The organism is bacterium SCSIO 12643 (genome assembly GCA_024398135.1).
In the GTDB taxonomy this organism is placed as follows: domain Bacteria; phylum Bacteroidota; class Bacteroidia; order Flavobacteriales_G; family Salibacteraceae; genus CAJXZP01.
This window is the reverse complement of the sequence record CP073750.1, coordinates 3,106,789-3,120,969: the sequence shown is the minus strand read 5'-3', so window position 1 is coordinate 3,120,969 and position 14,181 is coordinate 3,106,789. Positions and strand designations below refer to the sequence as shown.

Annotated in this window: 9 protein-coding genes; 5 read left to right on the top strand and 4 right to left on the bottom strand. The window is 38.6% G+C overall.

From position 1 onward, the window contains the following. The first annotated feature begins 846 nt into the window (after positions 1-846). The 4 genes from KFE94_13725 to KFE94_13710 all read left to right on the top strand — a co-directional run bounded on the left by KFE94_13725 (position 847) and on the right by KFE94_13710 (position 10,878). Entirely contained in the window at positions 847-2,856 is a 2,010-nt protein-coding gene (locus KFE94_13725; GenBank protein ID UTW68284.1) for a gliding motility-associated C-terminal domain-containing protein, read from the top strand. Positions 2,857-3,029: 173 nt separating this feature from the next. After that, complete coding sequence (locus KFE94_13720; GenBank protein ID UTW65701.1) at positions 3,030-7,583, top strand: gliding motility-associated C-terminal domain-containing protein; 4,554 nt, start codon at positions 3,030-3,032, stop codon at positions 7,581-7,583. Then, positions 7,584-8,591: a PorP/SprF family type IX secretion system membrane protein gene (locus KFE94_13715; protein UTW65700.1), complete on the top strand. Its 1,008-nt coding sequence runs from the start codon at positions 7,584-7,586 to the stop codon at positions 8,589-8,591. Further along, complete coding sequence (locus KFE94_13710) at positions 8,539-10,878, top strand: DUF1573 domain-containing protein (GenBank protein UTW65699.1); 2,340 nt, start codon at positions 8,539-8,541, stop codon at positions 10,876-10,878. Before KFE94_13715 ends, KFE94_13710 begins: the two co-directional genes overlap by 53 nt. Positions 10,879-10,881: 3 nt before the next feature. Here KFE94_13710 and KFE94_13705 read toward each other — a convergent pair whose 3' ends face one another. The 4 genes from KFE94_13705 to KFE94_13690 form a co-directional block, all read right to left on the bottom strand. Next, a complete protein-coding gene (locus KFE94_13705; GenBank protein UTW65698.1) occupies positions 10,882-11,535 on the bottom strand; it encodes an HD domain-containing protein in 654 nt (217 codons plus the stop codon). Next, on the bottom strand, positions 11,532-12,158 hold the full coding sequence (locus tag KFE94_13700; GenBank protein ID UTW65697.1) for an MOSC domain-containing protein: 627 nt from the start codon (positions 12,156-12,158) through the stop codon (positions 11,532-11,534). Before KFE94_13700 ends, KFE94_13705 begins: the two co-directional genes overlap by 4 nt. 80 nt (positions 12,159-12,238) lie before the next feature. Next, positions 12,239-13,060: an alpha/beta fold hydrolase gene (locus KFE94_13695; GenBank protein UTW65696.1), complete on the bottom strand. Its 822-nt coding sequence runs from the start codon at positions 13,058-13,060 to the stop codon at positions 12,239-12,241. Next, positions 13,053-13,238, bottom strand: coding sequence for a membrane or secreted protein (locus tag KFE94_13690; GenBank protein ID UTW65695.1), 186 nt, complete (start codon positions 13,236-13,238; stop codon positions 13,053-13,055). The genes KFE94_13695 and KFE94_13690 overlap by 8 nt, the downstream gene beginning before the upstream one ends. Before the next feature lie 134 nt (positions 13,239-13,372). Here KFE94_13690 and mazG point away from each other — a divergent pair, with 134 nt between their 5' ends. Then, positions 13,373-14,143: a nucleoside triphosphate pyrophosphohydrolase gene (gene mazG / locus KFE94_13685; protein UTW65694.1), complete on the top strand. Its 771-nt coding sequence runs from the start codon at positions 13,373-13,375 to the stop codon at positions 14,141-14,143. Positions 14,144-14,181 lie beyond the last annotated feature (38 nt).

Genomic DNA, 14,181 nt, shown 5'->3' with positions numbered 1-14,181 from the left:
GCATACACGCTGGTTACGCCTTTTAGAGGGTTAACCGGAGCAGGAGGTGCTGCTCCTCCCCCATCTGTTCCATATAATGATCCGCTCCTAAATCCATACAACTTTCCACCACCATTTGTCAATTACGCTACTGGATATAACCTTCCTAATTTATTGGGAACAGGTAGTTTCTCTGCCATTGATCCAGCAACCGGTTTAACCAGATTTATTACTAACTTCACAGGGATATTTGTGGCTTCAGTGGAAATTACGGAATATCGAAATGGCCAAATTGTTGGGGTTACCCGAAGAAATATGCAATTGATTTCTGACGATTGTCCGAATAATAATATGCCAAATCAAAATACTTCAAATTTGGACCCGGATGCTATTAACCCACTAACATACGAAGTAGATGCAGGAGATACGATCTGTTTCAATTTGGATTATGATGATTTGGATAATGATCCTTTAGAATTCGTGGCTACCAGTGATATTTTCAATGGTGCAATCACCAATCCTCCCGCAACAGTTACCTCTCCCGTAACGGGAATTGGTAGTGTTACCGGAACTATTTGCTGGAATACATCTTGTGCGCAAGGACGTACTGCGCCATATGTGGTAGATGTGGTGGTAACTGACAGTAATTGTCCGCCATTACCGCTACCTCAATTGGTACATATTTATGTTCGTCCTTTTGAAGGCCCTCAGGAGATTTATGGTGATTCTGTAGTTTGTATTGATAACAATACCACATTATTTACAACAGATACGCTTAGCGGTGTGAGTTATAGCTGGTCAGTAACCGGAGGGTCTATTTCTTCGGGAAATGGTAGTCCGACTGTCAATGTCCAATGGAATCCAGGGATGACTACCGGTTCGATTTCAGTCACTGCAACGAACCAACTTGGATGTGTAGTAGGGCCTATTACAAAAAATGTTGTGCTATCCAACGTTATTGGAGACGCAGGTCTTGACCAAACCACTTGTAATGGTATCGCTGTTACCATTGGAGGTTCACCAACATCTCAAGATCCAAACAATTCTATTATTTGGAGTCCGGCAACAGGATTAAGTAATCCAAATGATCCTAATCCAATGGCAACACCTACGTCAACAACGACTTACGTTGTGAGCTTAACAAATGCCCTAGGTTGCGTGGGAACGGATACTGTAGTAGTAAGTGTAAATAATCTAATCCCATCAGGAATTTTAAGCGATTATTTCGTTTGTCCTGGTGATACCTTGCAAATGAATGCAACTGGTGCCACATTCACATGGGGACCTAATCAATTTATTTCAGCAACTAATATTGGAAACCCGCAAGTATACCCTCCTTCTAATATCACATATACACTTAATTATTTTGATGTAAATGGTTGTGAAGGAAATGATACAACAGATATCACTGTAAACGCAACGGTGCCAACCGATGCCGGACCAGACGCACAAGTTTGTTTAGGAGATTCTTTCACACTTGGAGGAAATCCAACAGGTCCATTTGGCACAACATACTTATGGTCTCCGAGTACCAATATGAATGACAATACTTTGAGCAATCCGTCTGTTTTACCTACAAGTACAACGACATACATTGTTCAAACAAGTAATGATACCTGTACCGGGGTAGACACTGTTGTGGTTTCTATTTTACCTGCTCCATCACTATCGGTTTCCCCTGATACATATGTATGTGAAGGTGATTCTGTTCAAATTAATGCAACAGGAACAGGAACTTTCCGTTGGAATAACGGAACAACATTGTCAGATACAACTATTGCGGATCCTTTAGCATTTCCATCGGTTCCAACGTACTACACAGTGACTCTTACCGATGTAAACAATTGTGAAGCTATAGATTCTATATTTGTTGACATTCAAAGCCTTCCTATAGCCTCTGCCGGAGGTGTGGTGGATGCTTGTAAATTCTTACCTACTCCGATTGGAGGTAGCCCAACAGGACCTCCAAATTCGACCTATTTATGGACACCGAGCACTGGATTGAATTTTAATGGCTTAGCCAATCCATTAGTTACTTCTGATGTCGATCGAACTTATATTGTTCAGGTCACAGATAGTTTGGGCTGTGTCGCATACGATACTGTTGAAGTACAAGTATTCCGTTTAGCAGGTGGCATGGATACTACTGTGTGTAACAACATTACGCTTACACTTAACACCAATACGGTTAACGGCACTGCACCTTACACATATCAATGGACTAATGGTAGTGCTTTATCGGATTCTACTTCCGGCTCTCCTACCATTACTACAGGAAATCAAAATAATTTTACAGTTACTGTAACAGATGCTACCGGTTGTAGAGACACCGTTGATTTTATCATCAATTTATTAGGGCTTACAAATTCAAACTTTGCTTATGACATCATCCCTACCTGTACGGGTGTGGGGGTCAAGCTAACCAATACGAGTTCCGGAGCTTCCTCTTATGAATGGTACATTGATAACCAATTGTCAAGTACTGATGAAAATCCGACATTGGTATTTGATTATAACAAAAGTGCCACAGTAACTTTAATTACCACTTCTTCTGATGGTTGTGTCGATACTTCTGAAGTCAATATTACTGGACCAAAATTCACTGAATTGGTAGACATTACAGTTCCAAATGTATTTACACCAAACGAGGATGGTGAAAACGATTACTTTGAAATCAATTATAATGGTGATTTGAGTAGTTGTATTGAAATGACGATATTCAATCGTGATGGACAAATTGTTTACCAATCTTCCGGAGGAATTCATACATGGGATGGACGCTCCTCTACCGGACAACAATTCCCGGATGGTGTATATTTCTACATCTATACCATTAACGGTGAAGAATATAAAGGCTCACTTACTTTGATGAGGTAAACATCAATCATTAAAGTATAGGTTTTACGCATTGCAAGAATCCGTATTTTTCTTTGAATAATACGGATTTCTAAACAACCTATCATCCAATTCATGCGTCATCAGTGATATTTAGTGTATTAGTTGAAAAATATATTTTCTAAATTGCAAGTGCCATTATATCTTGCTCACTTATGAGGAAAGTTTTAGTTTTTTTGAGTGTATTCTTAATTGCTTTTTCCGGTTTTTCCAGAAAAAAAGAGGTTCATACAACTCAATATCAATTCGTTCCTAATCAAGGTCAGTTTCATTCTAACGTTCTTTATCGAACCGAAATTCCAAATGGTTTACTCTTTTTGGAAAACAACTCCTTTACTTATAACTTTTATGATGGAGAAATGTTAGAGCAACTTCATCATGGTGCTTATAAAGGAGATACCTCCGATCTACAATTAAAGCTTCATGCGTATAAGGTGCATTTTCTGAATGCTAATTCTACCCCCACTCTGGTAAGCGATGAAAAACTTCCCAATCATTACAACTTCTACATTGGTAATGACAAAAGTAAATGGGCTAAAAAGGTTCCTGCGTATGAAAGAATCTCATACCAGAATCTATATCCGAACATTGATTTGGTCATGTACAATCATCTCCAAGATGGTTTAAAATATGATTTACATATTGCACCTGGAGCCGATGCTTCACAAATCGAATTAGAATACGAAGGTGTTGACCAACTTTATATTAAAAATGGTAAGTTATACGTGATCACTTCTTTACACGAAAACTGGGAGGAAAAACCCGAAGCGTGGCAAATTATAGATGGTAAAAAGAAAAAGATCAACTGTAAATATCAATTATCAGGAAACACTCTATCATATGTTTTCCCAGATGGATATGATTCCAATTATTCTCTGATCATTGACCCCGTTCTGGTGTTTTCATCATACTCCGGGGCATCATCTAACAACTTTGGATATACAGCAACCTACGACAAATTTGGTTTTCTATATTCTGGGAGTTCTTCTTTTAATCCTGGCTATCCAACAACTCCGGGCGCCTATCAAACAACATGGGCGGGAGGTACTGGAGCCGGTAATCCGCAAGTTCCAGGTACTGATATTGCGATTACCAAGTGGGATACTACAGGTACCTTCCTGATTTACTCTACTTATTTAGGAGGTACATCAGATGAACTTCCACATAGTTTGGTAGTGACCGATTTTCATGAATTGTATATGATGGGAACCACTGGTTCTACAGATTTTCCAACAACCGCAAATGCATTTGACACTTCATTTAATGTGCATAATCCTTTGTTACCTGTAAACATGGTATCAGGATTAGGTGTTTTTTATGAAAATGGATCTGACATTGTAGTCGTCAAATTTGATAGTTCAGGGAACAACCTGGAGACTTCCACTTTTCTTGGAGGAACTCACACAGATGGATTAAATAATGGGGTCACAAAATTCAATTATGCAGATGAAGTTCGAGGTGAAATTGATTTAGATAAAGATGGTAAAGTCTATATTGTTACTTGCACCAGAAGTGATGATAACCCCATTGGAAGTGTTGGTTTTCAAACAACAAAACACTTACCCGGTACCAACCATCTAGACGGTATTATTTATAAAATGAACCATAATTTGACCGCTTTGGAATGGACAAATTATTTAGGCGGTATCGCAGATGATGCAGCTTATTCTATAGCTATAGATGATAGTAATAATATCTATATTTCAGGTGGAGTAAGATCTTCAAATTTCCCAACAACTGTTAATGCTTACGATACGAGTTATAATCAAAATACCGATGCTTTTATAACACATATCACAAGTGACGGAACTAGTATTATTGAAAGTACTTTCTTTGGAACTAACGCTTATGATCAAAGCTACTTTATAGAGCTTGATTTATTTGGAAATGCACACATTTTTGGTCAGACATCCGGACCTAGTGGAGCCTTAATTCAAAATGCCAATTATAATGATCCATTAGGTGGCCAATTCATTTCCAAATTTACTCCCGAATTAGACTCTATCATTTGGAGCACGAGATTCGGAACCGGAGATGGTACTCCGGATATTTCACCAACTGCTTTTCTGGTGGATGTGTGTAGTGCAATTTATTTAAGTGGTTGGGGCGCTCCGATCTTAGGAGGTAATTTATCTACAACTGGTTTGGATACAGCTGGCGGGCCGATTCAGGGGACTACCGATGGCCAGGATTTTTATGTCATGGTAATGAGTGATGATGCCAATTCGCTATTATACGCTACATATTTTGGGGGTTCTGCCAATGAACATGTAGATGGAGGAACGAGTAGATTTGACCGAAAAGGTAAAGTATATCAAGCCGTATGTGCCGGATGTGGTGGGTCCAGTGACTTCCCTACACACCCAAATCCAGGAGCACATTCCAATACAAATGGGGCTTCTTCAACCAGTGGATGTAATCTCGCGGTATTCAAAATGGATTTTCTACTCCCAATCGTAATTGCAGATTTTGATATGCCTACGACCGGATGTTCTCCGTTTACAGTTACATTTGATAATCTGAGTGTCCAACAATCTGCAACAAACTTCCTATGGGACTTTGGTGATGGAAATACTTCTACACAATTTGAACCGACACATACCTATACTTCATCTGGGACTTACACCGTTAAATTGATCGTTACAGATGCGGCCACGTGTAATCTGGGAGATACATTGACTCGTGAAATCACAGTTCTGGACAATAACAATACTACTCTTCCCGATGCAGTATCTTGTAATGGCGATGGCGTACAAATTGGGATTCCGCAAAACAACGATCCAAATATTACGATTACCTGGTCACCAACTATATTTTTAAGTGATACCAGTGTTTCCAATCCAATTTGTACCCCGACTCAAACCACATCTTATACACTTATTCTGGATAATGGAGTTTGTATGGACACCATTAATCAAACCGTTCTTTTTGATTCTATCCAGGTAGAAATTTTGGGAGATTCTGCGGTCTGCTCTATTGATGCTCCTTTTTGGCTCGGTTCATTAACCAATAGCCCGGCTCAATCTTATCACTGGTCTAATTTTTCTGATTTCTCCGATACCATTAACTCCAATCCAAATGATACTTCTATTCTGGTAACACCACCGGATTCATTAAATATATTCTATCTTCAGATCACCTCTCCTCTGGGATGTACTGCATCAGATGAGTTTCAAATGGTCATTAAAGATTTACAAGATCCTATTGTAGCTTCATTTGACAATCCGGGCCCGGGATGCGCACCATTTAATACTACTTTTAACAATACTACAGATAGCTTAGCGACCACAACATATTTATGGGATTTAGGAAATGGTAATTCATCTACTCTAAGTAATCCCACCACAAACTACGCAAATAAAGGTTTTTACACCGTCACCTTGATTGCTTTCGATTCCAGCATTTGTCCGCAATCAGATACCTTCTCATTGGTTTTAGAGGTTAAAGGAGATAGTAATTATACCATAAATCACCTGGCATGTTTAGGACAAGATACTGAAATTGGAGTTCCGGCATATCCTTCAGGTGCTACATATACGTGGATTCCAACAACAGGATTAAATGATCCAACCATTCACAATCCAACAGCCAACATCACCCAAAGCACAACATATCTACTGGTCGTACAGAGCGTATGTACCGATTCTATTACTGATATTGTTACGGTTGAACCGATTTACGCGCAAAGTGATTCCGTTCATATTATTTGTAGTGATCAACCTACGGTTAATTTGAAAGGAAACTCTAACGGCACCGGAGTTCAATTTATCTGGTCCTCTCAATCCGAAGTTTCAGACACCTTAAATTCCAGCTTAACCGATAGTACAATGCAAACTACCCAGACGGACACCTATAAATACTATTACTTTAAAGTCACCTCAGGAGCCGGATGTATAGAAATTGACAGTACTTTGGTTGTTGTTAGTGACCAAACCATTAGCGTGAATCCTGATAGTTTTATTTGTCAATTAGATACTATTCAACTACAGGCCAATAACAATTTTCCTTACAATCCATTAGACTTCTTTTGGTCTCCGGCTTCGGAAATAATTGGACCTACTGACACCAGCACTATTACTGTTGCTCCATTAGTGGATACATATTATTATCTTACTGCTGTAAACGATAGTGGGTGTTCTTTTACAGATACCGTTTTAGTTTCTGTGTCGAAATTGAACGATCAAAATGTGATTGCTACTTCTGATGACGACTCGGTGATCCTCGGATTTAACACCATTCTACGTGCAGTTCCGCCAACGGGATATCTCTATTCATGGTCTCCAACAAGTGGAGTTGACCAACCGAATCAACCGGTTACCTCTGTAATGCCTCCGCAAACCACTACATATACTGTTCAGGTTTCGGATCCGCAGAACACCAACTGCTCTTATAAAAACAGTGTTACAGTAACCACATATGAAATCAACTGTGGTGAGCCGGACATTTTTATCCCTAATGCATTTTCTCCTAATGACGATAATGAAAACGATGAATTCTTAATTCGAGGAAAAGTCTTGGAAAGTCTTGAATTAAAAATTTATAATCGTTGGGGTGAAATGGTCTTTGAAACAAATGATCTCAATAAAGGATGGGATGGCCAATTTGATGGTAAGAAAGTGGATCAAGCCGTTTTTGTTTATCAATTGGATGCCATCTGTATTGATGGACGCTCATTCAAAAAGAAAGGAAATATTACAGTAATCAGATAAATGAATGGTGCGTACAAACATATCATTTGGGGTTTTGTGGTATTTATTATTACCGGATTTTCTATTGATTTAACTGCACAAGACATTCATTTTTCTCAATTCTATCAAGCTCCGGCCAGACTAAATCCAGCACTTACCGGGCAATTTAAAGGAGGCTATCGAATTGCCGGAATTTATAGATCTCAGTGGAGTTCCGTGACGGTACCATATACTACCTTTTCTTTATCCGGAGATGCTCACAATTTCATGAAACAAAAAGGGTTGGGCGTTGGTCTGGATTTGTTCTACGATAAAGCAGGAGACGGTAATTTAGGAACGGTAAATTTCAATTTGTCAGGATCATATTCTATTCCAATTGGAAATACCGGAATGCATCATCTTACCGTGGGTTCTCAAATTGGCTGGGCTAAAAGGCAAATCGATCCGAATAAACTTGTTTTTGATAACCAATATGGTGGAGGCGGTTCACTGGAGACTTTTGAAACCGGTTCATCCTATCTGGATTTAAATGCAGGAATCCTTTGGGAAACAAAATTTGCAAAACGGAAAAAAGTACAATTAGGACTCGCTACACATCATCTCAATCGTCCAAACATTAATTTCTATAATTCCGATGACGCTACCTTAGACCTTAGAATCTCAATTCATGGAAGCTATCAGTTTAAGATTTCTGATAAAATGGATTTAATTCCAGGATTCCTGACCATGTTTCAGGGCCCGCATCAACAAATTACACCCGGATTAAATGCCAAGTATATTTTAGATGCACGTACCAACAATTACAGAGCATTTTGTTTTGGAGTTTGGTCCAGAATCAATGATGCCGGATTTGCTGTAGTTGGAATGGATATCAACAATATGAATATTGGAGTTTCTTATGACTTCAACTACTCTTCTTTGAGTGCTGCTTCCAGATATCGTGGTGGATTTGAAATTAGTTTGATCTATATTTTCAGTGAGCCATTGCCTCCAAGAAAACATTTTAAAACTTGTCCTGATTACATTTAAAATTTTTCGTATTAAGTCTTCAAACAAAATATCACTGCATTATCGGTCATTTTTAAAATGTATTGGAATACTCTTCTTTATTGGAATATGGAATTCATCCATTGCGCAGGATTGGTCCAGATATGGGCATAAATCTTTTAAAGAAAAAGATTATTACGGAGCAGCCTATTATTTTGACCTCGCATCTCAAAGTGATTCTATTGATCTGGATATATTATGGTTTTATGCAGAAGCCAATCGTTTAAGCAATCAATACTCCAAAGCTGCTGAAGGATATAAATCCTTAATGGAATTGGATGAAAAAATTGAATATGCGGATGCCATCTTCTATTTGGGCGATATGCTTAAACGACAAGAAGAATATGAAGAGGCGGCCAACTATTTTAGCTTTTACAGAGAGGTTTGTGAAGATAAAAGAAGCGCTTTATATCGTAGAGCAAAAGTTGAGATCAAAGCCTGTGAAATGGCAATTACCAATAAGGATCAAATTGAACCTTGGGAAATTCAACATGCTCCGTACGGTATTAATAGTTTTGATGCAGAGTTTAGTCCACGTATTCTAAATGACACACATATCCTGTTTTCTGCTTTACGATTTGACTCCAATGAAACGAAGAGTCTGGAACATAGTGCCGATCAATATCGTTTTCTGATTTACGAAGGAATTTTAATCGACAGTCTATGGAGTATTCAACCACTTAGCGACCTCATCAATGATAGTTTAACCGATAATGCCAATCCGGTCATTACTCCGGATAGTAGCCAAATGTATTTTACCCGATGTGATGAAAATGGATGTGCCATATATGTTTCCAACTGGTATGAAGATCACTGGGAAAATGCCGTAAAATTAGGACCGAATATCAACGCTGAAAATGCAACGAGTACGCATCCTTATGTAACTACATTAAAAAACGGCAAAACCTATTTATTCTTCTCATCTAATAGACCGAGAACCAGAGGGAAAATGGATATCTGGTCGGTGGAAATTAAAAACAATGGAACCAAATACGGCCGTCCTAAAAATGCGGGAAGATATGTCAACACTAAGGATGATGAAATCACTCCATTTTATGATACGGCAAATTATCAATTGTATTTCAGTAGTCTCTACCATCCTGGTTATGGGGGATTTGACGTTTTCAAGTCCACAGGAATGCCTGGTAGATTTGAAGAACCATCCAACATTGGAAAGCCGTTAAATTCTGCAGCAAATGATATGTACTTCACGTATTCTGACACACTAAAGAGCGGCAGTTTTGTGTCCAACCGAAAAGACGGTTACGCGCTTAAAGGAGAAACTTGTTGCAATGACATTTACCTCTTCGGTCCTCCTGATACCAACAAAGTTGATAGTATTCCGGTAGAAGAAATTCCTATTGAAGAAGACTTAGTGGTTAAATTAGCTTCCGTTCAATTCTTGCCATTGGCGCTGTATTTCGATAATGATAAACCGAATTCGAATTCCAGACAGATCACTACCGAAAAAACATATGAAGAAACTTTCAATGCGTATCTGAAAAGGAAACCTATGTTTTTGAAAAAAGCCCCCAAATCAACTGCCATTGACTCCTTCTTTGTTCAAAATGTAGAAGTGGGTTTTACCAAACTCCAAATGTTAGCCGATTCTCTGGAAAAGTATCTGGAGAAAGGATATAAACTACAACTGGGTATTAAAGGTTTTACCAGTCCGCTTGGTGATGCTGATTATAATGACAATCTTGCTTTACGTAGAATCAGTTCTATTGAAAACTTCTTATACACCTGCAATGAAGGCGCTTTAAAACCTTCTATCGATAGCGGGCTTCTTAAGTTTAGACAAATTCCATTCGGGGAGTTCTTTTCGCTGGGGAAAGTAAGTGATGATTATAACAGTCAAAGACAATCCGTGTATAGTTCCGGAGCTTCAGAAGCGCGTAAAGTTGAGATTATATGGGTAGAACAAACACTTCCTGGAGATTCTAATGCTATTGTGATATTTGAAAAAACCACGCACAATTTCCAAACGCTACCACAAAATAAAATCGTTGAACACCGATTTAAATTTACCAATACCGGAGAACGACCATTAACTATTAATTCCATAGCAACAGACTGTGATTGTATTCAGGTAGATTATCCTACTACCCCAATTGCTCCCGGAGATAGTGAAGAAATCATTATCAAATTCAATACATCAGGTCGTAAAGGCTTACAATTCCATGGAATCGTTATTCAAACCAATGCCAAAATACCGGAGAAAAAACTATTTATTCGAGGAATTATGGAGTCCATTACTCCTCCATAAATTTTAACGCTCTCCATCCCATTCCGCATAAAACTCTTCCAGAAAAGTTTCCATGTATGCATGACGATGTGCGGCCATTTTCTTCCCCCATTCCGTATTCATGCGATCTTTAAGTAGCAGCAACTTTTCGTAAAAATGGTTTATCGTTGGACCAGTTGTTTTTTTATAGGATTCAAAATCATCATGCATTTCCGATTGGACTTCCGGATTGTGCATCTCTCGGTTTTTGTTCCCTCCGTATGCAAAAGTTCGCGCAATTCCGATGGCACCAATAGCATCCAGGCGATCTGCATCCTGAACGATCTCTCCTTCTAACGAACTCATCGGGGTAGCAACACCCGCGCCCTTGTAGGATATTTCTTTAACAATGCGTACCACATGCTCTATCTTCGCCTGATCTGCACCATTCTGATCCAACCATTCCGTTACCAGTTTAGGTCCCATAGTATGGTCACCATTATAAAATTTATGGTCTCCAATATCATGTAATAATGCCCCAAGTTGGACAATTTCCAGATTTACTTCGGGATAATGCATTGCTATTTTATTAGATAAATCATACACCCTTTTGATGTGCCACCAATCATGCCCGGAGCCCTCTCCCTCTAACACACTTCTAACATACTGTGCCGCTTTCTCTACAATCTCATTACTCATTTTGACAAACCTGATTTTACATTATCCGTTACATCCGGGTGGTCCAATACTTCCTGAATTCTTTCGGCATGTTTTGATTTATTATGCTTGATTTGATATAAGTCGGTTAGAGATAATCTCTGACTTGCTTTTTCAATCAATGTCATTTCATCTCCCTCACGCACCAATCCATCTTTTAAAACACGTACATATGCTCCCGGATGTGGCGAGTTGATAAAGTCTTTTAAACTCGCCATATTTCCAAATCGGTAACCCAATTTAGAACACGGAGTTCTTGGCTGTGCAATTTGAATAACAGCTTCTCCAATTTGGTACTTATCACCAATAAACAATTGAGATTCATTTAAAACATCCAACTCAATATTCTCTCCAAAAAATCCGGTTTCCCATTTTGCATCCGGGTATAATTTCTGGAAATAGGGATAGTTGTTCCTCCCAAAGATGTAACATGCTTTATCTCTACCGCCATGATATCTTAAATCACACACGGTATCAGACAGCACGCCATTTTCGGTTATTGTAATTCCTTCCGGAACCGGCACTTTAAACATCCCGGTTTCTACTTCTGCATTATTAATTGTAATAATTCTTTTATCAGATCGATTGGTTGACAGAACTTTCATAAAGCCTATAGATTTGATGAGCAAAGTACGCCAAATAGTTTGGTCTGATGATACTAAATGAAGTAGAAATCTTTATCCTATTATAAAAAATCCTGTATCAGGTTGACACTCTTTTCAGTGTCTTCAGGTAATACATTTCCATCAAAAGGGTGCATTCCGCCAAATGAATGATTGGCACGCGTTAGAACTTCCAATCTTGTATTTATTCCTTCTGACGCTAATTTTTTGCCTTCTTCCAAAGGAACTGTTTCATCCATTTCTGCATGGATAATCATAAAGGGTTGTTCTATTTTTCTAACTACCTGGTGCAAGTCAAAACGATCTTCATTTGCGAGATAATCTTCAGCCAGAGAATAATAGAGCGGCATGTTTTGCTGTGTTCTGCCATTTAACATGTAAATCACTCCATTTTGTTTCCAATACTCCTGTTCTTCTTTGGAGAATCTTACCAAAGTACCCACACCGGATAACGTGACAATCTTTTGAATTCTGGAATCTTCTGCTGCAGTGATCATGGCAATAGCTCCGCCTCGACTATGCGCCACTATATTCAGCGCATCCAAATCCATTTTAGTATGTAACTCAGAAGCATCATATAACCACTGGATCACATCCTGGACATCTTGTAATTCTTTTGAAAAGGTATTTCGCCCAAAGGCTTCAAGATCTGCAAAATCAAAAGGTGTATCCGGAGTAGTTCCATTATGCGAAAAATTCATTCGAACTACTACATAACCTTTATCGGCTAATGACTTTGCCATTAATGGCCACTGTCCCCAATCTTTAAACCCTTTAAAACCGTGTAAAAAGATAATAACAGGAGCCTTCCCCGAATCTTCAGGGAAATCTATATCAACAGATATAGGTAATCCGGATTGACCCGGAACAATATAATTATCCATTTTCGCAGCTTCCGGCTCCACCGCAACCACAATCTACACCTTGTTTTTTAAGGTGTGGATTTTTGCTCGCACATGTACCTGCAAATTCGCCATCTTTTTTGGCTAAAATTTTAATCCCCAAACCTGCAAATGCCAGCGCCATTAGCGCAATCGACAATAAAATTACTTTTAAAACCATGACGCAAAGATAACCCTTTCCTCACATGGAAATGTAAGTTTTGTTACAAATTAACATCCGTATATGAAGACTAAAATTCGTGTCAGAAATCCCTACTCCGAAGGCATTATCTTACTTTTGAAAAAATTTAAAACATGGATCAAAGATTACAGGCATTTGAGCGCCTTCTCAATATTATGGATGACTTAAGAAGTCAGTGTCCATGGGATAAAAAGCAAACTTTAGAGAGCTTGAGATATCTCACTATTGAGGAAACTTATGAATTATCAGATGCCATTCTGGAAAAAGATTTTAACGAACTTAAAGGCGAAATCGGAGATCTTATGTTGCACATGGTCTTTTACAGTAAAATTGCTTCTGAAACCCATGAATTTGACATCACGGATGTTTTAAACGGAATTTGCGATAAACTGGTGAGACGTCATCCACATATTTATGGGGATACCAAAGTGGAAGACGAAGAAGAAGTAAAACGTAACTGGGAGCAAATTAAACTCAAAGAAAAAGGACGTAAAACGGTTCTTCAAGGAGTTCCTAAATCTTTACCGGCTATGGTTAAAGCCAATAGAATTCAGGACAAAGTACGCGGTGTTGGATTTGACTGGGAACATGACCACCAGGTTTGGGATAAAGTCAAAGAAGAACTGAATGAACTGGAAGCTGAAGTAAGCGCAGGTGCCTCTACTGAAAAAATTGAGGATGAATTCGGAGATGTATTGTTTTCGTTAATCAATTATGCGCGTCATATCAACGTGAATCCGGAAGATGCATTGGAAAGAACCAATAAAAAGTTCATTAAACGCTTTAACTATTTGGAGCAAAAGAGCAAAGAAGCAGGGAAACCTTTAGATCAAATGACGCTAGCTGAAATGGATATCTACTGGGAAGAAGCTAAAAAATTATAATAAAAAAGGCCGCAAATTGCGGCCTTTTTTATTTCATA

Bases quoted from the DNA above. Each gene is read 5' to 3' on its own strand.
- KFE94_13725 (UTW68284.1), top strand. From the start codon at position 847: ATGACTACCGGTTCGATTTCAGTCACTGCAACGAACCAACTTGGATGT.
- KFE94_13720 (UTW65701.1), top strand. From the start codon at position 3,030: ATGAGGAAAGTTTTAGTTTTTTTGAGTGTATTCTTAATTGCTTTTTCC.
- KFE94_13715 (UTW65700.1), top strand. From the start codon at position 7,584: ATGAATGGTGCGTACAAACATATCATTTGGGGTTTTGTGGTATTTATT.
- KFE94_13705 (UTW65698.1), bottom strand. From the start codon at position 11,535: ATGAGTAATGAGATTGTAGAGAAAGCGGCACAGTATGTTAGAAGTGTG.
- KFE94_13700 (UTW65697.1), bottom strand. From the start codon at position 12,158: ATGAAAGTTCTGTCAACCAATCGATCTGATAAAAGAATTATTACAATT.
- KFE94_13695 (UTW65696.1), bottom strand. From the start codon at position 13,060: ATGGATAATTATATTGTTCCGGGTCAATCCGGATTACCTATATCTGTT.
- KFE94_13690 (UTW65695.1), bottom strand. From the start codon at position 13,238: ATGGTTTTAAAAGTAATTTTATTGTCGATTGCGCTAATGGCGCTGGCA.
- mazG (UTW65694.1), top strand. From the start codon at position 13,373: ATGGATCAAAGATTACAGGCATTTGAGCGCCTTCTCAATATTATGGAT.